This window comes from Paenibacillus sp. KS-LC4 (genome assembly GCF_036894955.1).
Lineage (GTDB): Bacteria > Bacillota > Bacilli > Paenibacillales > Paenibacillaceae > Pristimantibacillus.
Map to the genome: position 1 here is coordinate 1,486,765 of NZ_CP145905.1, position 24,683 is coordinate 1,511,447.

Sequence of the window (24,683 nt, forward strand, 5' to 3'; positions counted from 1 at the left end):
GCGCTATACAACCTATCATAGGATATATTCAGTTATAGGTCTAATATATAATAGGGATAAAGCTTATAGTTTTAGCCTATGTCATTCAACCATGCTGGGCGAGTCTTGATTTGCGATAGTCGGCGGGAGTGACGCCGAAGCTCTTCTTGAACATGCGATGGAAATAGGAACTGCTCGTATAGCCGCTTTTGTCTGCAATATCGACGACGGACCAATCGGTATTTTCCAAATAATCCTTGGCATGCTCAAGCCGCACCTGATTAATGACGTCGACGACAGCGGTCAGCGTCTGCTGCTTGTAAACACGGCTAATGTAGATGGAGGACATATCCAGCTCCTCGGCGATCCAATTCAAGCATAGATTGGAGTTCGCGAAGTCGCGCTCAATCAGCTCATTGATTTTACGAATGAGATCGCTTTGCTTGACCGTGCGCTTCTCCATCAGCCTTGCTTGAATATCATCAAACAAAGTGAAAAATAAGGCGTTCATTTCCTCCACCGTCTCGAATTTATCGAGGGAGGGCGTATTCGTATTCAGCCCGGTTTCGACTTCGAGGCTGTTATTTTTATGAATCGTGTACAAAATCGTATTGACTGTCATCGTTAAATGCGAGATGGCGAGCTGAACGACGTGAATCGGATATTCAGCCGTTTCCTCTACAATGGAGGCGAAAATTTGTTTCGCATCGACATTTTTGGAAGCCATCAATGCATCGGTCAGCTTCTTCTCCTTATCGACAGGGAATTTATATTCCTTCGCTTTGAGCTCCATAATATTTTGCGAATAGATTAAGCAGCCATGCCCATAAAATAAGCGGTGCAGCGAGGCCTCCTTCACCTGTTTATAAAGAGAGGCGAGCTGCTGAGGCTGCTGTGCCTCCGGGCTATACGTCAAAGAAATGCCAATTCGCAAATATTCCAGGCTGGATTGCTGAATTTGCAGCAGCATTGTCCGCAGCAGCTCGTCATCCGGCTGCTCCGTCGAATCAAGGCGGCCCAGCATCAGCACAACGCTGTCTTCGTTCATATCCACCGTTTCGACTCGGTAATGCTTGAGCCCAATTTCCCAGCTAATGTTCATAATCGCGAATTTATAAGCGAGTAAATCATTGCCTCGCGTTTCCCTGAGTGTTTCCAAATCATCAATTTTAATTAATACAACGCGGTAGTTGTTCGTAAAGTCGAACGTAATGCCGCTTTGCTCCAGCTTGTCGAGCTGGGTCTTAGTCTGCAATTGCTGGGTGCCTTCCAGCAGGTTGCGTAAAATATTTTGTCTAACTGTATAGGAGCTGTTGCGCCGTTCGGTCTCAAGCATATTCATTTTGTCCATAATATGATGAATCGGACGATAGAGCAAACGTGACAGCAGCCAGGAAATAAGCAGGCCGATGGCGAGAATGGCGGCCGCAATGGCAAGCGTCGTATTGCGAATGGCACTTACTTTTCCGGTGATTTCGCCATAAGGCGTGACACGAACGTATTGCCATTCGAGCGCATCCGACGATGTATAGGAAATGAGCGATTTTTGACCGTCAAATCGCGCCACGACATAGCCCGGCTGCTGCTGTCCGTAAATTTGCGATGAAAGCATGTCATTATCCTGCTTGCTCAGCGTTTTAGGGGCAAGCGTATCACGCGAAAGCATGCGCTGGCGATCATCAATAATAAAGGATTTACCGAGTGAATCGCTTGCCACGGTGCCAATATCTTTATTAATCCACGACGATGAAATATTGACGATGACGGCTGAGTTTATCGTTTGGCTTTTGCCGACCGCATCATAGCCTAAATAAGTATATACATGATGCATGGGAGAAGACTGGCCAGGCAATAATGGGCTGTCCGTAGCCTCCGCCATATAGGAGCGCGGAATCGGAGTAAACGGCTTATATGTCTGGTAATCGTCTAACGTCTGCAAAATGCCTTTATCGGAAATTTCCTCCTTGGTAAAAATCCCGCTTTGCCCAGAACGATTGGCAATGTAAAATTGATTGTTGGCTGAATTGTATACATAAATCGACTCAATAAACGGCATGGAGCTCAAGTAGTTGGTCAAGTCGTTCATAGCTGCCGTTACGTCATAAATATTCGGCTTCGTATAAAAAAGCAGCTTGGAAATTGTAAACGTCCTATACAGCTGGAAGGTAAGCGATTGGGCGCTTTCGGTCATGCTGTTTACTTCCTGGCTCGTCCTTGTCAGGCTGCTGACATCGGATAAATAGGCTTGCTTCAGATCCAGCCGTGTATAAGCAAGATAATAGAAGAAGGACGAAATGAGCAGCGTTAATACGATACATAATGTAATGCTGAGCAGAAGCCTGCTGTAGAGCTTCCCGTTATTTTTCCATGCGGTGGCTTTCATAGCTGTCCCCCTCTTTTTAGTAAGCGCTTACGTTTATTTAGTTTCTAAAATGATTTTGCAAACGGTAACTTGCACATGCGTATATGTCGGTTTGTTCACCTTAGCTCTGGCAAATCTTATGCTCATATTATAAACTTCACTTCGCCAACCTTACAATGTATTCTATGCATAAAATTGAACGCTCTTGCTTTGAACGTTGTGAACATACTGCACAGGAGTGAACTTTTTGGCAAAACCAATACGTTCAGATGACAAACCTATTGCTTTCCTTTAGACTTTTCCTCGAATTCGCAGTGCAATATGGATAAGTCGAAGGGAAAGTGACAAAATGATTCATTCCAAGCTTCCAAAAATATGGTATGGCGGTGACTATAATCCTGATCAATGGCCGGAGGAGATTTGGCAGGAGGATATGCGTTTATTTAAGGCTGCGGGCATTAATGTCGTAACGCTTCCGGTGTTTAGCTGGGCGAAGCTACAGCCTTCAGAGGATGTCTATCACTTTGAATGGCTGGATAAGCTGCTGGATCTCATTGCTGAAAATGGGATTTACGCCTGCCTTGCCACCTCTACGGCTGCTCAGCCTGCTTGGATGTCGCGCAAGTATGAGGATATTTTGCCTGTTGATGTAGATGGACGGAAGCGGACGCATGGCTCCCGCACTAATTTTTGTCCAAACAGCAAAACGTACCGCCGATTCTCCCGTGCTCTTGCAGCGAAGCTGGCTGAGCGCTACAAAGAGCATCCCGCGCTTCTCATTTGGCATATTAACAATGAGTATGGCACACATTGCTATTGCGAGCATTGCGCGGAGGCTTTCCGTGTCTGGCTGCAGGCGAAGTTCGGGACAATTGAACGCTTGAACGCAGAGTGGAACATGAGCTTCTGGGGCCATACGGTGTATGATTGGGAGGATATTGTGCCGCCGAACAATCTGAACGGCGACAATCGCCATTTTCAGCCGATGGCGCTCGATTATAAGCGTTTTATGTCCGATTCGATACTTGACTGCTACAAAGGGGAGTATGAAGAACTGAGGAGAATTACCCCGGATTTGCCGATTACGACGAATATTTGGGGACTGTTTAACGGCCTTGACTTGCAAAAATGGGGCGATGCGATGGATGTCGTATCCTGGGACAGCTATCCGCAAATGAATGAGCCGATGGGCAATGTGGCGATGCGCCATGATTATATGCGGGGCCTGAAGCAGGGCAAGCCGTTCATGCTGATGGAGCAAACGCCAAGCCAGCAAAACTGGCAGCCCTACAACAGCCTCAAGCGCCCGGGAGTTATGCGGCTGTGGAGCTATCAGGCGGTGGCGCATGGCGCCGACACGGTGATGTTTTTCCAGCTGCGCCGCTCGATTGGCGCTTGCGAGAAATATCATGGCGCGCTCATTGAGCACGTCGGGCATGAGCATACACGCGTATTCCGCGAATGTGCGCAGCTTGGGCAGGAGCTTGCGGCGCTGGGCGACAAGCTGCTGGATGCCACGGTACATGCGGAAGCCGCGCTGCTGTTTGATATCGACAACTGGAATGCGGTTGAGATCACGAGCGGTCCAAGCGTTGACTTGAACTATTTGGATCAGGCGCAGCGCTATTATAAGGCTTTCTATGACCAAAACATTCAAATGGACGTCATCAGCCCGCTCAGCGACTTCTCCAAGTACAAGATCGTAGTTGCTCCCGTCATGTATATGCTGAAGCCAGGCGTAGCTGAGCGCATTGAAGCGTTCGTGCAGGCTGGCGGCACGTTTATAACGACCTTTTTCAGCGGTATCGTCAATGAAAATGATTTGGTCACGCTAGGCGGCTATCCGGGCGCTTTAAGAAAGCTGCTTGGCGTCTGGGTTGAGGAAATCGACAGCTTGACGCCAGAAATGCGCAATACCGTCGAAGTGGGTGAGCATTTTGGCCATATAACAGGGGGCTCCTATGAGTGTGAGCTGTTATGTGATTTGCTTCATTTAGAAGGTGCTAAGGCGATAGGCAGCTATGGCTCTGATTTTTATGCAGGCATGCCAGCGCTAACCGTCAATCGCTATGGGAAAGGCGAAGCCTATTACGTGGCGACGGTTCCGGAGCAGAGGCTGCTTAATGGTCTGGTGAAGACGCTTTGCGAGAAGCAAGGCATTCATGCACCACTTGTTGCAGAGGCCGGAGTGGAGATTGCACAGCGTCATAAAGGGGCAGAAGCGTACACCTTCGTACTAAATCATAATTCTTTTGCATCCAAGCTTGAGCTAGGAGAAGGAGCATACACCGATTTGCTGACCAGTGAGCGCTTAACTGGAGCCGTAACGATTGAGCCTTTTGGCGTCATGATTTTTCAAATCTCGACATAGGCAAGGTTTTTATAAAAGAGCCGTTTTCCTGTTCACACTGGGAAAAGCGGCTTTTTCTCTATGTTTTTCTCACTTTCCAGCGTTAGTGGACGGCCTATGAAAAGCTGAAAAATGCATAGAGGTGCAATTCGTTCACCCCGGTATTCGCAGTATTTTTCACTAATTGCCTGATGTTGCTCTAGCTGAGCGGTTCGAGCCTGCTATACACTTAGGGCACAACGAACGACGCAGCTATCTGCTGTTGCCAAAAAGCTAAGCAAGTGAGCATGAGGGCAATTGCAGCTAGCGTCGTACTAAATGAAAACAAGAAAAAGCAAAGCTGAAGGGGGAGACATAGCCTGCATGAATACCAGAAGAGGTTTTTTTCACGAGCTGATCACCAACCGCATTTTATTTCTCATGCTGCTGCCGACGATTTTATTTTTCATCATCAATTCATACTTACCGATGGTCGGCATCTATTACGCTTTCACGAGGTTCGATTATAATACGAGCTTATTCAATAGTGAATTCGTTGGGCTGGAAAACTTCAAGTTTTTATGGCAATCCGGCATTTTGACTAAACTGACCTTAAATACGATTGGCTACAATATAGCCTTCATCGGTCTTGGCAATGTGCTCGCCATCGCGCTGGCTATTCTGCTGAGCGAGCTAAAAACAAAATGGTTCAAGAAGCTAACCCAATCCGTTATGTTTTTGCCTTATTTCGTATCGTTCGTTATCCTGAGCGTTATCGTGTACAACTTGTTCAACTATGAAAGCGGATTCTTGAACACGCTGCTCAAGCAGCTCAGCATCGAGCCAGTTGACGTATACAATACCCCTTGGGTGTGGGTGCCGCTCATTATTTTGTTCTATCTATGGAAAAACCTCGGTTACAGCATGGTTATCTATCTGGCTGCTATTACAGGCATCAGCGATGAATATTATGAAGCGGCTAAAATTGACGGCGCGAACATTTTTCAGCGCATTTGGTACATTACGGTTCCCATGCTGAAAACGACATTCGTCGTCCTGCTGCTGTTCGCTCTCGGCAGCATAATGAAAGGACAGTTTGACTTGTTCTATCAATTAATTGGCAACAACGGCGTGCTCTATGATGCGACGGACATTCTCGATACGTATGTGTACCGTTCGCTGAAAGTTACGTTTGATATTGGGATGTCGACTGCTGCGGGTCTTTACCAATCGTTGTTCGGTTTCATTCTGATTATGACGGTCAACTATATTATTCGCAAAATAAACGACGAATACGCATTGTTTTAGGAGCGCGATGAAAAAGAGGCTGCGTTGCATGAAAAGCTTGGCTTCCGATCGCCATTACCCTTGAATTTCTTTAATTCTCCCCATAAGGGGGAAATTCAAGGGTAAAAGCGAACGCTCACGCTTCTCCAGCTCAACCTTTCCATTCCACTGCGCCTTTTTCATCTCCCTCCTAGGAGGGAGGAAAAAGCAGCTTAGTTGCTTACACACTCGCGCTGTACCTCTTAGTTCAAGAGCCAAGAGCTAAGAGCCAAGAGCTAAGAGCCAGGAGCTAAGAATCAAAACCAAGAGCCAAAACCAAGAAGCAACTCATTAGCGCAGTCGAACTTGCGCCGCACCTTAAGAGCCAAGAGCAAGCCCAGTAACAAATGCTTTGTCGCATTTGCATTTGCGTTATACCTTTGAGAGGCAGTGCCCTTGCCTTCGTGTACAGGCTCGTGATTAAGCAAGTACTTAAGCATATGGGCGAAGAAGCCCTAAACACAGAGATGTAAGCAGTTATAAGCGTCAAATCAATTGTTTTCTGCTGTATGAATTCGATCTTTGTGGTTCGTGTTTTAGAAGAAGGGTGTTGGTGAAGAGGGCAGAGCGGAGTAAAAGGTTTGAGCTGGAGAAGCGAACGCGTTCGCTTTTGCCCGTGGAAATTAACCGCTGGCGGTAGAGTTGAAAATTTCCACGGGCAATGGCGATCGTAAGCCAAACCTTTTACGCAGCGACGATCCTACCCTCACCAAGCGCGCACTTATTCTAATCACCGACACAAAGTGAACATGGAGGTTACTTTATGAAAATCAAAGACGACAGCTATATGCTGCTGTTCCGCATTATAGCTTTCACAGTTATTTTGCTCGCATCAATCGCTTGCTTGTTTCCGTTTCTGCTCATTGTCTCAGCTTCGTTCACTCAGAACGAATCAATTCTGCGCGACGGGTATCATTTGATCCCGCAGGTATTTTCACTCGAAGGCTACAAAACGGTACTGCGATTCCCGCAGCAGGTCATCAATGCCTACACCGTAACGATTATAACGACAGTTGTCGGTACCTTTCTCGGTCTGTTTTTCATTACGATGGCCGGTTACGTCCTGCAGCGCAAAGATTTTAAATATCGGAATTTTTTCTCCTTCTTCATTTATTTCACGACGCTGTTTGGTGGCGGCCTTGTACCGTGGTACATTATGCTGACGAAATATTTGCAGCTCACCGATACGTACGCAGTGCTCATTCTACCAGGTCTTATGACGCCGTTTCTCATTATATTGATGAAAAATTTCATCCGTTCCGCCGTTCCCGATGAGGTGACGGAATCCGCTAAAATTGACGGCGCGAATGATTTTACAATCTACGCTCGTATCGTGCTGCAATTATCGATGCCAGGCATCGCTACCGTCGGTCTATTCCTGGCGCTGGCTTACTGGAATGACTGGTTCACATCCTCGCTGTTCATTAATGACACGACGATGTACCAGCTTCAATATTATCTCTACAACATCATCAATGCGATGAGCTTCCTGTCACAGATGGGAGCAGGCACAGGCGTTTCACTCGGTGGCGACATGCCGATGGAATCGACCAAGATGGCGATGGCGATTATTGTAACGGGCCCGATTTTGTTCCTCTACCCATTCGTTCAGCGTTATTTTGTAAAAGGCTTGACGATTGGGGCTGTCAAAGGTTAGAACTGTACCAGAGTGTATAGCGGCAAGCTTGCAACTGGGGTACAGCTAACATAAATAGGTTCAACTTATAAAAGGGAGGATTCACATGATGAAGAAAAAGAGCAAAGGTTTAGTCATGCTTCTCACCGTAATGCTGCTTATGAGCATGCTCGCAGCTTGCAGCAGCGGCAATGGTGGCGGAAATACGGCAGCATCCAGCAGTCCAGCAGATGGTGGAGCAGCTACAGCATCACCAGACAATGCGCAAGCAGGCGAGAAAACGGGTATTGATACTTCCAAAAAAGTAGAATTGCAATTTTATATGCTAGGCGATGCACCGAAGGATTTGGCTATCATTCAAGACAAAATTAACGAAATGGCGCTTCAGGATTTGAATGCAACCGTCAAATTCAACTACACATCATGGACCGATTGGGAGCAAAAATATAAATTGCTGCTCGGCTCCGGTCAACAGGTTGACCTGATCTTTACAGCAGAATGGACGCAATACCAGTCCTATGCGAAAAAAGGCGCTTTCCAGCCGCTTGACAAGCTGCTTCCTGTAGCTGCGCCGAAGCTGAATGAATTTGTGCCAAAGGATATGTGGGATGCGGTTAAAATCGACAATCAAATCTTTACCGTTCCGGCAACGTACAAAGAGTATGTAACGAATGGCTTCGTATGGCGGGAGGACCTTCGTAAAAAATACAACCTTCCTGAGCCTAAAGACTTGAAAACGTATGAAGAGTATTTGGCTGGCATTAAAGCCAATGAACCGAGCATGCGTCCTATCGCACTTGGCGCAGACGTTCGCGGCAGCCTCGTGAACCAAATTCGCGATATCGAGCACAAAGCAATTGGCGCGCTGCCTTATGGTCTTGGCGTGAACTACTTTGAGCCAGGCAACATCTACACGTACTGGGGCTCGGATGAGCAAAAAGCGGATTTGGAGCTGATCCAGCGCTGGCAGAAAAACGGCTACATCCCGAAAAACGTGCTCAACATCAACGACGTTATTCAGGAGCAGCTGACAAGCGGCAAAGCAGCAACGATTTTCGGGGACAACCCGACTCGCTTCAATGATTCGGTTATTAAAGTGCAAGCGGCTCACCCGGATTGGGAGCTGAAATACTACCCATTCCCGCTTACAACAGGCATTGCAACACCAGTACATGCTATCCACAACGGCTATGCGATTCCAACAAGCAGCAAAAACGCAGAGCGTGCACTGGCATTCTATGAAAAAATGGTTACCGACAAACGCTACAACCTGTTGACTCAATATGGTGTTGAAGGCAAAAACTATGAAGTGAAAGATGGCTACTACCAAATGATCGGCGATGCAAGCTCCAACGGCTTTGCTCGTGAAGGAATGAATGGCTGGGCATGGAGAAATCCAGAGTTCATGCTGTTTGACAAAAACTATGACGGCGTAAAAGCGATCTTCGACGAGTTGGATAAAATCCAGGTTCCAGATAAATTTAACGGCTTTGCTGAAGATTACAGCACTTACCAAGCTGAGAGAGCAGCACTTGAGCAAGTGGAGAAGCAATATTTGTTCCCGCTGCAAGCTGGTCTCGTAGACAATATCGAGGAAGGCTTGAAAACATTCATGGACAAAGCGAAGCAAGCTGGACTTGAGAAAATTCAAGCCGAGTACACGAAACAATGGCAAGCTTATGTAACAGAAAAAAATATTAAGTAAGCGGCAAATCCGTGCCTGAGGCAGCTCTCGGTATAGGTGAAAAAGCGGCGGTGTGTCCCTGAGGGACATAACTGCCGCTTTTCTTATGCAATAAGAGAGGGGATTTAGATGCAGACGCTAGTCGATAGCGTAAGGTATTTGAATTCGGTTGTACAATGACAGTTAAATGATGAACAGATATTCGACCTTTTTAATCAAGCGCTTACATAACAATCTATGCTACAATGTATCTATAGTGATCCTTCTTATAACAGGTATAGAGAGGATGTTAATCATTGGAAAAAGTCAGAATTGGCATAATTGGCCTTGGAAATATGGGAACGGGACACGCCCGTTATTTGATTGAAGGAAGAGTAGAGGGCGCCGTGCTTGCGGCGGTTACAGATGTACGGCCCGAACGTTTAGAGCAGGCAGCTCAGGAGTGGGGCGCAGAACTAAAGCTGTATTCGACGGCAGAGGAGCTATTCAGCTCAGGCGAGGTGGATGCGGTGTTCATCTGCACACCGCATTATGATCATCCGCAGCAGGCAGCCGCAGCGCTGAAGGCTGGGCTGCATGTATTAATTGAAAAGCCTGCTGGCGTTTATACAAAGCAGGTTCGCGAGATGAATGAAGCGGCAGCGCGCAGCAATAAAGTATTCGGCATTATGTACAATCAACGCACGAATCCGCTGTATGCGAAGCTTCGTGATTTGATTACATCCGGGGAGCTTGGGGAAGTTCGCCGCACGAACTGGATTATTACGAACTGGTACCGCTCGCAGAGCTATTATGATTCCGGCGGCTGGCGTGCAACGTGGGCTGGAGAAGGTGGCGGCGTACTGCTGAACCAGGACCCGCATCAGCTTGATTTGTGGCAGTGGACGACAGGAATGATGCCGAAGCGCGTACGTGCTTTTTGCTCCTTTGGAAAACATCGCGACATAGAAGTGGAGAACGATGTGACGGCTTATGTGGAATATGAAAATGGAGCAACGGGTGTATTTGTCACCTCGACCTTTGAATCACCGGGTACAAATCGTTTTGAGATTTCCGGTGAACGAGGCAAAATCGTTATTGAAAATGACAAAATGACGTTCTGGCGGCTGCGCGTGTCTGAAACCGAATTTAATGCTAACTTTAAAGGCGGCTTTGGCCAGCCGGAATGCTGGAAATTTGAAATTCCGGTCAGCGATGGCGGCAATCACATGAGCATTACTCAGGATTGGGTAAATGCGATTTTGCACGGCACGCCACTGCTTGCTCCTGGCGAAGAGGGCATTAAGGGACTGGAGCTGTCCAATGCCATGCTGCTTTCCACTTGGACCGATGGATGGGTCGATCTTCCGATTAACGAGGATTTATTTTATGAAAAGCTTCAGGAGCGAATACGCAATTCGGATAAGAATAAAGATATGAACAGTTATGAGACGCTGGATGTTAAAGGCACCCACTAACAACTAACTTATAAGCAAGCGAGAGGGAGGCAATATTTTATGTCAACAGCAAATGGAATGAATTATGCCCCGAAAGGCAAGGCAAAGCCAGTAGTTAATGAGGGAGAATTTGTATTCGCGGCCTTGTCGCTGGATCATGGACATATTTATGGCATGTGCAATGGTCTTCGGGAGGCGGGGGGCACACTCAAGTGGGTTTATGATCCAGACCCGAAGAAGGTAGAAGCATTTGTGCGCACCTATCCTGAGGTCCGCCCGGCGGAATCGAAGCAGCAAATTTTGCAGGATGCGGAAGTGGTGCTCGTTGCAGCAGCGGCGGTTACGAATTTACGCGGCCCGCTTGGCGTCGAGGTTATGCAGCATGGCAAGCATTATTTTACCGACAAAGCACCGTTTACGACGCTTGAGCAGTTGGCTGAGGCGCGTAAAGTAACGGCGGCTACAGGCAAAATTTACGCCGTTTATTACAGCGAGCGCCTTCATGTGGAATCCGCAGAATTCGCCGGGCAGCTCGTGAAGGACGGGGCTATTGGCCGTGTGCTGAATGTATTAGGCCTCGGACCGCATCGTTTGAATGCAGCAGCTCGGCCTGATTGGTTCTTCAATAAGGAGCAGTACGGCGGCATTATTTGTGATCTTGCCAGCCATCAAATTGAACAGTTTCTATATTTCGCAGGCTGCAAGGATGCGACGGTGCAATCCAGCAAAATAGCGAATTACAATAATAAGCAATACCCAGAGCTTGAGGACTTTGGTGACGTTACGATGATTGGGGACAATGGGGCTACGCATTATTCTCGCGTGGACTGGTTTACACCGGATGGCTTGTCTACTTGGGGAGATGGGCGGACGATTATTCTCGGCACAGAAGGCTATATCGAGCTGCGCAAATATGTCGATTTGACGAGAGGCGGCAGCGATCATTTGTTCCTCGTGAATGGAGAAGGCGAGCAAAAAATTGATGTGAAGGACAAGGTAGGCTTCCCATATTTTGGAGCGCTTATTCTTGATTGCTTGAATGGCACGGAGCTAGCGATGACGCAGGCGCATACGTTTAAAGCGGCAGAGCTTAGCTTGCAGGCGCAATTGCAGGCTGTCCGGGTCGAGTAGGGAAAGAGCGGAGGGAGTAAACGCACAATACGGTTCGAGGAAGGGAGAAGCGTGAATCGATGATGAAATTGTCTGTATTTACGGTAGCAACACCCGAGCTGGGCCCCGAGGAGCTGGCGGCAGCGGCGCATGAGGCAGGAATTCATGCTGTAGAATGGCGTTACAAGGAAGCGCCCGATGCGACTGTGGCGAGTCAAGAGCCTTCTTTCTGGGGTAACAACCTCTGTACGATTTTCCCCTCGGGCGGAGATGAAATGCTGGATCGCTTCGGAAAGGCGGCGGCTGATCATGGACTGATCTCGCTTAGCCTGACGCCATATCTTACCGCTGGCGATTTGGAGACTACCGAGCAGGTGCTGAAAGCGGCGAAGCGGGTCGGTGCTTCCTTTATCCGGGTAGGTGTTCCGTTTTATGACCGCACGAGGCCGTTCGGCGAGCTGTTCACGCTGGCACGGACGTATTTGAAGCAAACGGAGGAGCTGTGCCGTAAGTATGGCGTTAAAGGCTTAGTCGAGACCCATCATCAGACGATTGCGGCAAGCGCCTCCGCGGCTTATCGGCTATGCGAAGGGCTGGACCCGGACTGTATTGGCGTACTCTACGATCCCGGCAACATGGTTTACGAAGGCTTTGAAAACTATCGGATGGGACTAGAGCTGCTAGGTCCATATTTGGCACATGTGCATGTGAAAAATGCGAGCTGGCAGGCTGGCCCAGAGGAAACAGATGGCAGCATTAACTGGAAGGCGGACTGGACGGGACTAGCTAAAGGGATCGTGCCATGGAAGCAAATCATTGAGGATTTGCAGGCTGTCGGCTACGACGGCTATCTCGGCATCGAAGATTTCAGCAAGGAATTTGCGGAGTCGCCAGACATGCTGCGTCATTTTGTCCGATATATTAACGGACTACAGTCCAGCAGCTAAAATGATTGATTTCAGCTATCAAATCCAAACACCGCTGGAGCCTATTTTTCATTCGCATACCTATTATGAGGTTTATTATTTTCATGAAGGAAAATGCAACTATTTGATAGGCGATCAAATTTATCATATGCAGCCGGGCGATTTGATGATATTGTTTGGCATGACGCTGCATTGCGCCAAAATCGACCCATCGGTTCCTTATGTGCGTTCGATTGTTCATTTCGAGCCTTCGCTGCTGCGTCCGCTGCTGGAGCTGCCGCAGGCACTTAATGTGATGGAGCCGTTTGAGGAGCTGCGAAATCATCGCCTGCGGCTCAGAGGCGAGCATAAGGAAGAGGCTGAGCGGCTTCTGGCTCTAATGCAGGTGCATCAGCAGCGGGGAGATGCGATAGGCAGCAATCGTCTGTTGCTTGCCTTCGTTGATTTATTGTATTTTATTTTTGGTTTATGCGAGCAGCCGCTGAGGGAACGGCAAGAGTTTTCTACGGAAAAGGAACAGACGGTGCAGCGCATCATCTCCTTGCTGGAGCACAGCTATACGGACGATTTGCATATGGATCAGCTAGAGGAAAGGCTTCATCTAAGCAAGTCGTATATCGCCAGGCTGTTTAAGGATGTGACGGGTGTAACGGTGTTTCACTACGTATATCGAAGACGGATTAATGAGGCGAAAATCATCTTTTTGATGGAGCCGTCCGTCACGGTAACAGAAGCTTGCTATCGTCTTGGTTTTAAGCATCTGGCCCATTTCAGCAGAATGTTCAAACAATTCGTCGGTGTATCGCCAGAGCAGTTCAAGCGGCGCGAGACGCAAGGCTAATCGTGAATATAAGGGGAATGATTAGGATGAAGCTGGAACGTGGTCAGAAGCTGTTGTTTATTGGGGACTCGATTACGGATTGCGACCGAAACAAGCAGGATGGCGAGGGACTGTTCGGCGCCCTTGGCAAAGGTTACGTTGCTCAGGTGGATGCGCTGCTGCAAGCGGTATACCCGGAGCTTGGCATTCGTGTAGTGAACATGGGAACAAGCGGGCATACGGTTCGTGATTTAAAAGCGAGATGGCAGGAGGATGTAACGGATAAGAAGCCGGACGTGCTTTCGATCATGATCGGCATAAATGACGTATGGCGCCAATATGATACGCCGTTCATTAAGGAATGGCATATCTATTTGGAGGAGTACGAGCAGACGCTGCGCGAGCTGGTTGCGAGGGCGAAGCCAATTGCCGAAAGCGGCATCGTGCTGATGACACCATTCTTTCTGGAGAGCAATGAGCAGGATGCGATGCGCCGCACAATGGACGAATATGGCGCTGTTGTACGCCGTATTGCAGATGAAACGGGCTGTCTGTTCATTGATACACAGGCGGCATTTAATAAGGTGCTGGCCCATCTCTATTCCGCTACTTTAGCGTGGGATCGCGTGCATCCGACGGCAGCAGGCCATATGGTGCTGGCGAGAGCTTTTTTGCAGGCAATGGATTTCGATTGGACGAAATAAAACAGGCTGAAGCCTGGAAGCTTATCCGCTGCGGATAAGCTTCTTTTGATTTTAATGCTGCATAAGTTGTCTGAAATAATAAACATGTTGCAAAAACTAATGTCATTAGCTATTATAAAACTAATTACATTAGTTTTTGTGCAACCCGTGCAAAATAACGAGGAGTGATGCATCGTGAGAATGACTAGACACCAGCATATTTATCAGTTAACCTACTTGCCTTATGTATTTCCTGTAAATTGCTATTTGATCGAAGAAGAGGACGGCTTGACGCTGATTGATGCAGCACTGCCGAATAATGCTGAAGCGATTATGCAGGCAGCACGCAAGCTCGGCAAGCCGATTGTGCGTATCGTACTGACTCATGCGCATGATGATCATATCGGCGCGTTAGATAAACTCAAAGCACAGCTGCCGAATGCAGTCGTAGCGATATCGGCGAGGGACGCGCGATTGCTGCGAGGAGACCGCTCCTTGGAGCCGAGTGAGCCGACGACCCCGATTAGAGGCGGCGTACCGAAAAATGTAGCCACGAAGCCGAATTTGCTGCTTCAGGATGGTGATCGTATCGGCTCACTGCTGGCGGTTGCAGCACCGGGACATACGCCGGGTTCCATGGCCTTTCTCGATACTAGGGGTGGAGAGCTAATTGCTGGCGATGCCTTTCAACGGCGTGGCGGCCTTGCGGTCAGTGGACAAATGCGTCCGTTGTTTCCATTTCCGGCATGGGCTACCTGGAATAAGCAGCAGTCGCTGCTTAGTGCCCAGCGCTTGCTAGCGCTGAAACCGTCCTTGCTGGCAGTCGGACATGGCAATCTGCTTGCCAGCCCTGTGGCTGCAATGGAGCAGGCAGTCAAAGTGGCTGAACGCAAGCTCGCTGTTTCTATGGTACATTAGAGGAAATATCACACTGATATTATAAATGCCGATTAAATAACACTGATCTCACAACAGCAAGGAGAAGATGATATGTCGCCAAGAATAGGCTTGGATGTACCGACGATTGTTCGGACGGCCGCAGAAATTGCTAATACGCAAGGGCTCGAAGCGGTAACGATGGCATCGCTTTCGCAGAAGCTGGGCATTCGCTCGCCCTCCTTATACAATCATATAGACGGATTAGGTGGAGTGAGGATGGCTCTCGCGATTTATGGCTTGCGCGAAATGAACGAGCAGATGAATAAGGCGGTAGAAGGTCTGACAGGAGAAGACGCCGTTTATGCGGCGAGCAAAGCCTATATTTCTTTTGCCCGCTCGAATCCGGGTGTTTATGAGGCGACAGTTCCGTCTCAATCACAGGATAATGCTGAATTTAAATCAGTTAGCGAGCAACTGATCGGGCTCATTATTAATTTGCTGGATAGCTACAAATTAAAGCATGAGACGGCAATTCATATCGTTCGCGGCTGGCGCAGCCTGCTGCATGGATTTAGCTCAATTGAGCAGAAGGGCGGCTTCGGTATGCCCTACCAATTGGATGAATCCTTGCAGCTTGTGCTGCAAACGTATTTGTCTGGGATTCGACAAATATGTATTGAAGAGTAACATCTTCATTCTATTCGCAGAATGTCTACCTAATCTCGTTTCTGAATAAATATTTTCTTCCTTATACAATATAACAATAAGCATACGAAAAAGACAGTCAAGTGCAGGGACATTGTCCATAACTATTTGGAGCAGTTCGCTATCATTTAGACCTATTTCGAATAGAGGTTGAACATGCTTCATTGGAAACCATTTTTGTTAACCACGAGAATAAAGAATAAAAAAATAAAAATCCTTTTGCATAAAATGGTTTTCCTGATTGTAAGTATGAGGGAGGAACCTATTTTTCCAGAAGGGAGAGGGCTGTCCATTACGAAGCAACAGCTGCCGCGAAGCTCGCTATTGTCTATTGGAGGAATGCTGCTTCCTCTTGTCATTCACGGCATTCATTTGCTGCTGCCCCTGCTGTTGACTGGAAGTATAGCAATGGAAAGCAGCATGCATAGGCATCACGATGAGGCGGCCAGCTCGGGAGCAGATTGGGTGGGCTTGCTGCTAAGCGGGATTACGGCTATTTCTGTCATTGTCACAATCATTTATTTGTACCGCATTTGGACTAGCAAAACCTGCAGCAAAACGAACGCATGGCTGTACACGGGCATTTCCGTTGCGTGCTTCGCGCTCATCGCCGCAACCTTATAAGGCAAGTGGGAAGGCTCGAAGCCAAATAGCGGCTGGAGCTTTCTCTTTTTTTTGCAAAAATCTTCTGTTGCGCTTCCTGTTGAATTTTGCTCTAATGAAAGTAACGTAAATGAATGAACGCTCTTCGGGAAAATGGAGTGATTCGAAAGGAAGCAGCAGAAGATGGAAACGAAAGCCCGGTTGCATAAATTTGGCATGCAAATGACTCCTCGTGTATGGTATAACGCCAAAATTGATGTGGGCGCCTCCCTATTATTCAGCTTGTTTAATGTCGTGCTTAACCAGTTTTACATGCCGTTTGCAATACAGCAGGGAGCGACGAACTTTCAAGTAGGGCTATTGTCCGCTGCTCCGGCGATCGGTCTTATATTCTCGCCGCTGTGGGCGAACTGGATCGAGAAGAGCAACAATCCGAAGCCATTTGTGATTATTCCTAATTTAATTGGCAGGCTGCTTTTACTGCTCCCGGCGTTGTTTGCTTATCCTTCAGTGTTCGTGGCAACAGCGCTTATTTTTCAAATTTTAATGGGTATTCAGGCCCCGGCATATGCAGCATTAGTATCCCGCATGTATCCGCCAGATGTAAGAGGCAGGCTGATGGGCTATGTGAGAGTGGCCATGGGAGCCATTATGATCCCGCTTGCTTATTTGGTCGGAAAATGGGCAGATGCGTCCGGTACGTCGTGGCCACTCGTCTGTGCAGCAGCGGCAGGAACATTGTCTGTATTGCTGTTTCAAACGCTGCGTCTGCCGAAAATCCCTTTGAAAAAGGTGGTCGCTCCGGGAGCAGCCGTAACGCGCTTCTCGCTGCGGGATCAGTGGAAGCTCGTGTTGGGCAATAAGAAGCTGGCTGTACTGCTGGCGGCAACATCACTTACGGGCTTCGGCAACATGCTGTCCATTCCGCTTTATCAAATTATTCAGGTGCAGGTGCTTGAACTAAGCAATGTGCAGATTGGATATGCGCGAGTCGCCTATTTTATCGGATTGCTGGTCACCTATTTTATTGCGGGCTGGATGATTGACCGCTTTGATATCCGCTATACGATATTGGGCGGCATTGCTGCCTATGCCATCGTTCCGATGCTCTATGGATTTATAGGTACCTATCCTGCTGTTATCCTCGGCAATGGCATTCAGGGAATTGGCGAAGCGATCTGGGATATCGGCATTTTGGCTTATATTTTTAGGCTCGCTCCCGGCCGGGAGGCGGTCGTATTCGGTATCCATCTGATGCTGTTTGGCATCAGAGGCACGCTTGGGCCATTGCTGAGCGCAGGTTTGTCAGATAGTGTGCCTCTCAGTACGCTGCTGATCGGGGCTGCTATTTTTGGCTGTGTCGGGACACTGATTTTCATAATCGGCAACCGCAAGCGGACGGGAACGCCGCTAGCAAACGGTATTACGCCAGGAGAGTAAAAAAACAGGCGGCAGGACGGTTGTCCTGCGTGAATATTAGAGAACGCTTACAATCAGGGTGGGATACGGCTGAAAATCATGTATAGGAGGAAAACAACAATGACAGATGGTTTTCGATTTGATTTCGGTATTGGAGCCGCGAGGGATGGACATGTGAAGGTAACGGACTCTACGTTGTACGAGCCAGGCAGAGGCTATGGCTTCAGCTCGGTGACGAAGGTGACGGCGAAGCGCCGGGAGGAAGCAGAGGGCATGGGCAGCGATTTCTGCATTCCTTTGGAAACTTCTTTTTTGCTAGATGTCGAAAATGGTGTCTACACCGTGAATCTATTAATTGGCGATGCCATAACCGTTACAGAGACGACGATTAAAGCGGGCTGTGGTCGGCTCGTTGCCCAGCGCTTAAGGACGATAGCGGGCGAGTTTATTCGCTACAGCTTCGCGTTGTCGGTAAGAGACGGTCAAATCCGCTTGGCCTTTACGGGATTGGCGCCGCGCATTAATGCACTCGAGGTGCTCTGCTCCAACCATACGCCGACTATTTTTCTTGCCGGGGATTCAACGGTTACGGATCAGCCGGAGGATGGTTATCCTTATGCAGGCTGGGGCCAAATGCTGCCCAAATGGTTTAAGCAGGACGCAGCCATTGAGAACAGGGCGGTATCTGGTCGCAGCTCAAAAAGCTTCATTGGAGAAGGGCGACTCGATGAGATTTTTCAATGGATGAAGCCGCGCGACGTGCTGTTGATCCAGTTTGGCCATAATGACCAGAAGCCGGATGAGGAGCGACGCACGGAGCCTTTTACCACTTATAAGGAATATTTAAAGCGATACATAGACGGGGCTCGGCAGCGCGAGGCGCTTCCTGTGCTGGTGACTTCCGTACAGCGGCGATTTTATGAAGCAGATGGTAGTCTTGTCGATACGCATGGCGAATATTTGATTGCTATGAGGGAGCTTGCCGAGGAGGAAAACGTACCGTTAATCGACTTGGCGGAGGAAAGCCGCAGGCTGTTTGAGGGACTTGGTCCAGAAGCAACGAAATCTTTATTTATGTGGGCGGCCCCAGGCGAGTTTATCAATTTCCCCAATGGCGTAGAGGACAATACGCATTTTCAGGAGCGCGGTGCGCTGCAAATTGCCGGCCTAGTGGTCGAGCAACTGAAGCAATTGAGGCTGGGAGCTATACAGGTCTCGTTTCGCTAAGCGTTGTTAGCGCGAAGTGAGCTTTGCACATTCAGCGGACGTTCAGTGGGCATTCATACGGTGTTCATAATGGTTTGATAAGCTGAGCTTGTACAATCAAGCAAGGCTTATTGAAAGGAAGCGAACCTTTATGAAAAATTGGAAAACAATACTAAGTACGATTCTCATAACAGCCACCTTGGCTGCATGCAGCGCCAATCAGACAGCGACAAATGCGACTGTTGCCGCGGGCACGGAAGCGGCCGCTTCGCAGAGTGGCACACAAGCGGATGCCGGTGCTAACCAAGCGCAGGGCGGTTCGGGTCGAGGCGACATGATGATGGGAGGCACAATGGGCAAGATCAAATCTATTGATGGGCAGACTATTACGCTCTTCAAATCGTCCTTTACGCCAGGTGACCGCCAAGGAGGCGGCACACCTCCAGCGCAAGGAGATGCACAGCAAGGTGAAGCAGGAGCGGCACCAGATGGAACTCAGCCGGAGCCGCCAGCACAGGATGGTGGACAAGCTGCTCAAGGACAGGGCGGTGGCCGGATGAATATGGAGAACATGTTCAGCGAGGAGACAGTGGAAGTGACGGTGACCGATGCGACAACGATAACGGCCATTTCCTTCGAAAACAATCAGCGCGTTGAAACGGCAAAGACGCTTTCCGACTTGAAAGCCGATGACATTGTCACCTACACGGTAACCGATGGCACACAGAATGCGGCGACGATTCAAATCGGCGGCATGATGGGTGGAGGAATGGGTGGAGGCCGTCCAGGCGGCCAAGGCGCAGGTGGTGGTACAGGTACAGCGGGCCAAGGCTCTGATGCTGCGGCGGAAGCAGCTCCTACAGCAACTTCATAAGGTCATTGTAACCAAACAAAGGAAAGAGCGGCCATAATGGCTGTTCTTTCCTTTGTTTGCGTAAGAATAATAGCCAAACTAACGGAATAGATTTTGTTATATTGAGTCAAGACGCTAACATCTTTGCTCACAAAGGGTGGAATCTGATATGTATTCAAAAAAATCATATATGAATTCCGTTGACTCTCTTACGATAGCGACGTTCCGGGCGCTTGTGGAAGCGATTGTGCCCAATACTCCTGCGCTTGCCATGTACGGAGCAGAGCAAGCGGCCGGCGCGGTAGATTTGCACATACATGAGTATATGATTTGGGAATTGGATCATAGTCTTTCCCTGTTTTTAGGCACACATCTTACTATCATTACGCTAGCTGCTCCAACAGCTCAATTGCTTAATTCAGGTGCTGTCGAGCTTGTCACTTCCGGACGGGCGCAGCATGCTCCAAACCACGCGATTTGGGGAAGTAGTCCTTATGCCGCGCTTTCTCCTATCGACAGAATTCGGGTTCTGGCAATGCTTGAACAGCTTGATGTTGATCTTGGAGTTTTGCAGCCTCCGTATCAGTATAACGGTGGAAATGTCCGATTTATAGTCGATTTTCTAACTAGGCAAACGATGTTTGGCAATTACTCGGAGTGGTCCGCCTACGGTAAGACGCGGCTCGTCACGCCCACCGAGCGAAGATTGGAATATTTTCCGATTAGTTGGAAGCAGGTCGGCTATCCAGGCGTCGTCCCGGGTTATCGGGCGCTGCTAGGTTATAAGCTGACCATCGTTCGAGAGGGAGGGAAATCCACCATTGTATGATGCCGATGTCATCGTAATTGGATCAGGCGGCGGCGGAGCTGTCGTCGCCAAGGAGCTCGCGGAGGCTGGGCTGCAAGTATTGGTGCTTGAAGCTGGCCCGTGGTATGGCAATAAAAACTGGGAAAAACCGAACAGCGAACGTGGTGGGGAATGGAGCTCCAGCTACAATGATTTGGATGTGGGCCTCTATAAAAAGCTTTACAATGGGTACGAGAACAATATGAATGATGTAGTGTCCGGCGTGTTCCGCTTCGGTCCGGCAGACCGGAGGCGCACACCTTGGCACCGAGTTATGCGCCAGAAGGGAGATATCTGGCAGCTATCCGGAGTTGGCGGAACGACCCAGCATTATTGGACGCAGTCGCCAAGGGCTTTTCCTATCGCGGTTGATGGGATTTGGCCAATCAGCTATCAAGAGCTGATCCCTTATTACGAGAAAGCCGAAGCTACTTTACCTGTCCAGTTTGCACCGACAACTCCGAAAGAAGAGCTTTTTTACTATGGAGCTAAAAAAGCAGGCTGGCATCTCATACCAACACTCAATGTGACAACACCGGGTTATCGCCCGAACCCCAACGCGATTCTTCCAACAAATGAACATCTAATGGACCCTAATTATTCATTGGACCAATTATCGCACATGGAAGGATGCACCTTGAAGGGGAACTGTGTCAACGGGTGCTCGGTCGGGCCTTCAGTAGATAAAATCGCCAAGAGAAGCACTCTCGTCAGCTATATTCCTCTTGCCCTCAAAACCGGCAACGTTGCCATTCGTCCTAATTCCTTCGCGATAAAAATTTTAACAGAGCAGGATCCCAAAGAAGGGCTCCGTGCAACAGGCGTACAATTTCGAGACACATGGACAAGGGAAATCGGAGAGTTGAATGCCAAAACCGTCGTCATGGCCGCAGGCTGCATCGAATCTCCGCGTCTGTGGCTAAATTCTGGACTGCCCCATAATGCTTGGGTAGGAAGAGGCTTGACGAATCATTGCTTCGACTGGGTTTCAGGCGTTTTTGATGAAAAGGAACTAATGAGCATACTGGGCATGCCTTCCGTCTATCCCTATATGGGACACACTTCGGGAGCCAGAGTTGATATTCCGGGAACGGGGATTTTTCAGGTATCCTGCCTGAGCCCGGGTTTAATGTCTTATTTGACTTATGGCTTCAGCGAGGCAGGTTTTAATGGCCTAAACCTTCCCGAACCTGGAGCGCCATGGGATATTCACGGCCGGATTGTTGGTCCTCAATTGAAAGAGCTCATGAGAAATTATACTCGAACGATGACGATGCTGCTCCTCACGGATGATGAAACGCTTTACCACAACAGGGTAGAGGTGGACCCACTTCTGAAGGACGAGAATGGACCGATTCCAGTTGTTCATTATGTTCCAAGCATAAAAACGCTGCAAAGGCGTGATAAGTTGGCCAGATATGCTGCCGAGACGCTGAAGCAGGCAGGAGCCAAAACGATCATTCGCTCGGATACGCCATTTAGTTTTATGCTTCATATTGAGAGTACCATGCGAATGGGATACGTTACGGATACGAACTGCGAGGCGATGCAAGTCAAGCGATTATTCATTGCTGATAACAGCGTGCACTTCAACGGCATCGGCGGACCGAATCCGACTCTTACTACACAAGCGCTGGCCACACGAACGGCCGAAAAGATTTTTAATAATTATTTTGTATAACGCTCAAATCTGCGTACACAACCTAGAATTGGCAGAAAGCGCTGCTTTAAATGCAAGAGACCCTGGGGAGCTAGCTCCCCAGGGTCTCTTGCATTTAGAAATATCTATCAGCCAATGAATTGCGCGGCCTGTTGCTCCGCTTGCTGCTCTGCCAAGAGCAACTGCTCCCGCACTTTGACAACCTCGCCGATAATAATTAACGCGGGGTTGCTGAGCTGTATGGAAGCGGCCAGATGATGAATATGCTCAAGCGTGCCAGTAAAGGTGCGCTGCCTTGAGGTGGTGCCTCGTTCAATAAGCGCAACAGGTGTCGTAGCTGCTTTCCCGTGCTTCAGCAGTTCCTCGCGAATGGCGCCAAGCTGGCTGACGCCCATATATATAGCTAAAGTATCTACGCTGTGTGCGAGGAGATCCCAGCGTACAGGAGCCTTATCCCCATGACAGCGCGTACCTGTGACGCAGGCGAAGGATGACGCATGCTCTCGGTGTGTAAGCGGAATATTCGCGGTTGCCGCTGCTCCAATGGCGGACGTAATACCAGGAATTACCTCATAAGGAATGCCATGCTTGGAAAGCTCCAGCGTTTCCTCGCCGCCGCGTCCGAAGATGAAGGGGTCGCCGCCCTTTAGCCGAACGACATTTTTTCCTTGGTTGGCATATTGTACAAGCAGTTTATTTATTTGCTCCTGCGGTATAGCATGGGCGTTCGGTGCTTTGCCGCAATAGATGAGCTCGACGTTTTTGCTGGCATAATCGAGCAGCTCAGTTGTAGCAAGCCTGTCATACAAAATAATATCAGCCGACTGGATGCGCCGCATGGCTTTTACAGTAATGAGCTCGGGATCGCCTGGACCTGCTCCGACAATATAAACCGTACCTGGTGCTTGCTTCATCATAGACCACTTCCTTTGGCGACAATTGCTTCAACTGCTGCTGGCTCGGATTTTAACTGTGCTTTAACGTCTGCAGCTTGGTTTTTCGGCGAAGAATGGGACAAATACAGCATCATCCCTGTGAACACTGCACCGCCTATAAAGTTGCCGACGAGTACGGGGATTTGATTCCATACCCACCAATCAGAAAGGCTGACATGCGCGCCAAACAGCATGCCTGCGGGAATGACGAACATATTAACGACGGCATGTTCAAAGCCTTGGGCGAAGAAGATGACGATTGGCAGCCACATCGCAATGATTTTGGCGCCCGTCGATTTGGAGGTCATGGCCATTACAATGCCAAGGGTTACCATCCAGTTGCACAAAATGGCTTTAATAACAACGAGCATCATGCCCTCATACCCCATATGCTTGTAGCCAATGGTTTTCGTTTCGCTAAGCTGTATAATCATTTGAATGAGCGGGTTGCTCATATCGGTGAACATTTTCGTAATGACTAAACCATACAACAGCGCATAGGCTGCGCAGCCTATGAGGTGTCCAGCGATCACCCAAATAAAATGGGACAGCATTCGGGATACGCTCGTTCTGCGGGCATGAACAGCTAGCGGAAGGAGTGCAAAGCTGCCAGTAACAAGCTCCAATCCAAGGAGAACAATGATAACGAACCCGGCTGGAAATACGAGAGCGCCTGCAAGACCAAGTGAGGTTTGGCTCGTTGCTGTAAACGCAAGCGTTGTGGCAAAAGCCAAAATCGCTCCCCCGAGAAACCCGCGAACGAGCATTTGCAGCGTGCCGGCATTTGCTTTTGCCGCCCCGGTATCAATCATAGCGTCTAATACTTCTGCGGGTTTAATGTAGGACATAATGGTTTCTCCTTAAGATTAACAATGGCATAACTTGCTCAACTTGCTCTCTATTATAAAAGTAAAACGATGATATTAGGAAATCAGTAATATTTATAAATGGTATTAATTTAAATTAAAGCGTTATATAGATAGCGCCGTCCTCTGGATCAATTTCGGTGTCAAAAGTCATTACACAGCCATCATCCGGCTCCTTGACCAATCCGCTTTGGAGGTCAACCTTCCAGTCATGCAGTGGACAATGGACAACTGTACCGCAGACCATGCCTTCGGATAATAGTCCGCCCTTATGCGGACAACGATTTTCAATAGCCAGCACACTGCCGTCCTCAAGACGGAATAATGCAAGGTCCGTCTCCTTCACACGCACGGTGCGCGAGCCGCGAATATCAATATCAGATAATTTCCCAATCAGCAGCTTGCTCATATTTATTCCC

The 24,683-nt window shown here is 48.7% G+C and carries 21 protein-coding genes; 17 read left to right on the plus strand and 4 right to left on the minus strand.

What is annotated here, in order from left to right; translation table 11 throughout:
• Positions 1–85: 85 nt before the first annotated feature.
• Positions 86–2,362 carry a helix-turn-helix domain-containing protein gene (locus tag V5J77_RS06360; RefSeq protein WP_338554935.1) on the minus strand — a complete coding sequence of 759 codons (2,277 nt, stop codon included), beginning with the start codon at positions 2,360–2,362 and terminating at the stop codon, positions 86–88.
• A 328-nt stretch (positions 2,363–2,690) separates the two neighbouring features.
• Here V5J77_RS06360 and V5J77_RS06365 point away from each other — a divergent pair, with 328 nt between their 5' ends.
• The 17 genes from V5J77_RS06365 (at position 2,691) to V5J77_RS06445 (ending at position 22,484) form a co-directional block, all read left to right on the plus strand.
• Entirely contained in the window at positions 2,691–4,712 is a 2,022-nt protein-coding gene (locus tag V5J77_RS06365; RefSeq protein WP_338554936.1) for a beta-galactosidase, read from the plus strand.
• A 342-nt stretch (positions 4,713–5,054) separates the two neighbouring features.
• Entirely contained in the window at positions 5,055–5,978 is a 924-nt protein-coding gene (locus V5J77_RS06370) for an ABC transporter permease subunit (RefSeq protein WP_338554937.1), read from the plus strand.
• A 781-nt stretch (positions 5,979–6,759) separates the two neighbouring features.
• Entirely contained in the window at positions 6,760–7,653 is an 894-nt protein-coding gene (locus V5J77_RS06375) for a carbohydrate ABC transporter permease (protein WP_338554938.1), read from the plus strand.
• 85 nt (positions 7,654–7,738) lie between these two features.
• A complete protein-coding gene (locus tag V5J77_RS06380; protein ID WP_338554939.1) occupies positions 7,739–9,337 on the plus strand; it encodes an extracellular solute-binding protein in 1,599 nt (532 codons plus the stop codon).
• Between the two features lie 275 nt (positions 9,338–9,612).
• The gene (locus tag V5J77_RS06385) at positions 9,613–10,773 is read left to right on the plus strand and encodes a Gfo/Idh/MocA family oxidoreductase (protein ID WP_338554940.1); all 1,161 of its coding nucleotides are present in this window, start codon (positions 9,613–9,615) and stop codon (positions 10,771–10,773) included.
• Between the two features lie 39 nt (positions 10,774–10,812).
• A complete protein-coding gene (locus V5J77_RS06390; RefSeq protein WP_338554941.1) occupies positions 10,813–11,883 on the plus strand; it encodes a Gfo/Idh/MocA family oxidoreductase in 1,071 nt (356 codons plus the stop codon).
• 62 nt (positions 11,884–11,945) lie between these two features.
• On the plus strand, positions 11,946–12,809 hold the full coding sequence (locus tag V5J77_RS06395) for a sugar phosphate isomerase/epimerase family protein (protein WP_338556597.1): 864 nt from the start codon (positions 11,946–11,948) through the stop codon (positions 12,807–12,809).
• On the plus strand, positions 12,772–13,629 hold the full coding sequence (locus V5J77_RS06400) for an AraC family transcriptional regulator (protein WP_338554943.1): 858 nt from the start codon (positions 12,772–12,774) through the stop codon (positions 13,627–13,629). Before V5J77_RS06395 ends, V5J77_RS06400 begins: the two co-directional genes overlap by 38 nt.
• A gap of 26 nt (positions 13,630–13,655) precedes the next feature.
• Positions 13,656–14,312, plus strand: a complete 657-nt coding sequence (locus V5J77_RS06405) for an SGNH/GDSL hydrolase family protein (protein ID WP_338554944.1) — start codon at positions 13,656–13,658, stop codon at positions 14,310–14,312.
• 174 nt (positions 14,313–14,486) lie between these two features.
• Positions 14,487–15,209, plus strand: a complete 723-nt coding sequence (locus tag V5J77_RS06410; RefSeq protein WP_338554945.1) for an MBL fold metallo-hydrolase — start codon at positions 14,487–14,489, stop codon at positions 15,207–15,209.
• Positions 15,210–15,281: 72 nt separating this feature from the next.
• Complete coding sequence (locus V5J77_RS06415; protein ID WP_338554946.1) at positions 15,282–15,857, plus strand: WHG domain-containing protein; 576 nt, start codon at positions 15,282–15,284, stop codon at positions 15,855–15,857.
• A gap of 267 nt (positions 15,858–16,124) precedes the next feature.
• A complete protein-coding gene (locus V5J77_RS06420; protein ID WP_338554947.1) occupies positions 16,125–16,499 on the plus strand; it encodes a hypothetical protein in 375 nt (124 codons plus the stop codon).
• Between the two features lie 162 nt (positions 16,500–16,661).
• Positions 16,662–17,918: an MFS transporter gene (locus V5J77_RS06425; protein ID WP_338554948.1), complete on the plus strand. Its 1,257-nt coding sequence runs from the start codon at positions 16,662–16,664 to the stop codon at positions 17,916–17,918.
• Between the two features lie 99 nt (positions 17,919–18,017).
• Positions 18,018–19,124, plus strand: a complete 1,107-nt coding sequence (locus tag V5J77_RS06430; protein ID WP_338554949.1) for a rhamnogalacturonan acetylesterase — start codon at positions 18,018–18,020, stop codon at positions 19,122–19,124.
• Positions 19,125–19,254: 130 nt separating this feature from the next.
• Complete coding sequence (locus tag V5J77_RS06435; RefSeq protein WP_338554950.1) at positions 19,255–19,977, plus strand: hypothetical protein; 723 nt, start codon at positions 19,255–19,257, stop codon at positions 19,975–19,977.
• Between the two features lie 148 nt (positions 19,978–20,125).
• Positions 20,126–20,785, plus strand: coding sequence for a hypothetical protein (locus tag V5J77_RS06440; protein ID WP_338554951.1), 660 nt, complete (start codon positions 20,126–20,128; stop codon positions 20,783–20,785).
• Positions 20,778–22,484 (plus strand): GMC family oxidoreductase, encoded by a 1,707-nt coding sequence (locus tag V5J77_RS06445; RefSeq protein WP_338554952.1) that lies wholly within the window; start codon positions 20,778–20,780, stop codon positions 22,482–22,484. The genes V5J77_RS06440 and V5J77_RS06445 overlap by 8 nt, the downstream gene beginning before the upstream one ends.
• Before the next feature lie 107 nt (positions 22,485–22,591).
• Here V5J77_RS06445 and cobA read toward each other — a convergent pair whose 3' ends face one another.
• The 3 genes from cobA to nirD form a co-directional block, all read right to left on the minus strand.
• Positions 22,592–23,377 carry a uroporphyrinogen-III C-methyltransferase gene (gene cobA, locus V5J77_RS06450; protein WP_338556599.1) on the minus strand — a complete coding sequence of 262 codons (786 nt, stop codon included), beginning with the start codon at positions 23,375–23,377 and terminating at the stop codon, positions 22,592–22,594.
• A complete protein-coding gene (locus V5J77_RS06455; RefSeq protein WP_338554953.1) occupies positions 23,377–24,246 on the minus strand; it encodes a formate/nitrite transporter family protein in 870 nt (289 codons plus the stop codon). The genes cobA and V5J77_RS06455 overlap by 1 nt, the downstream gene beginning before the upstream one ends.
• Before the next feature lie 115 nt (positions 24,247–24,361).
• Complete coding sequence (nirD, locus tag V5J77_RS06460) at positions 24,362–24,673, minus strand: nitrite reductase small subunit NirD (RefSeq protein ID WP_338554954.1); 312 nt, start codon at positions 24,671–24,673, stop codon at positions 24,362–24,364.
• Between the last annotated feature and the right edge of the window lie 10 nt (positions 24,674–24,683).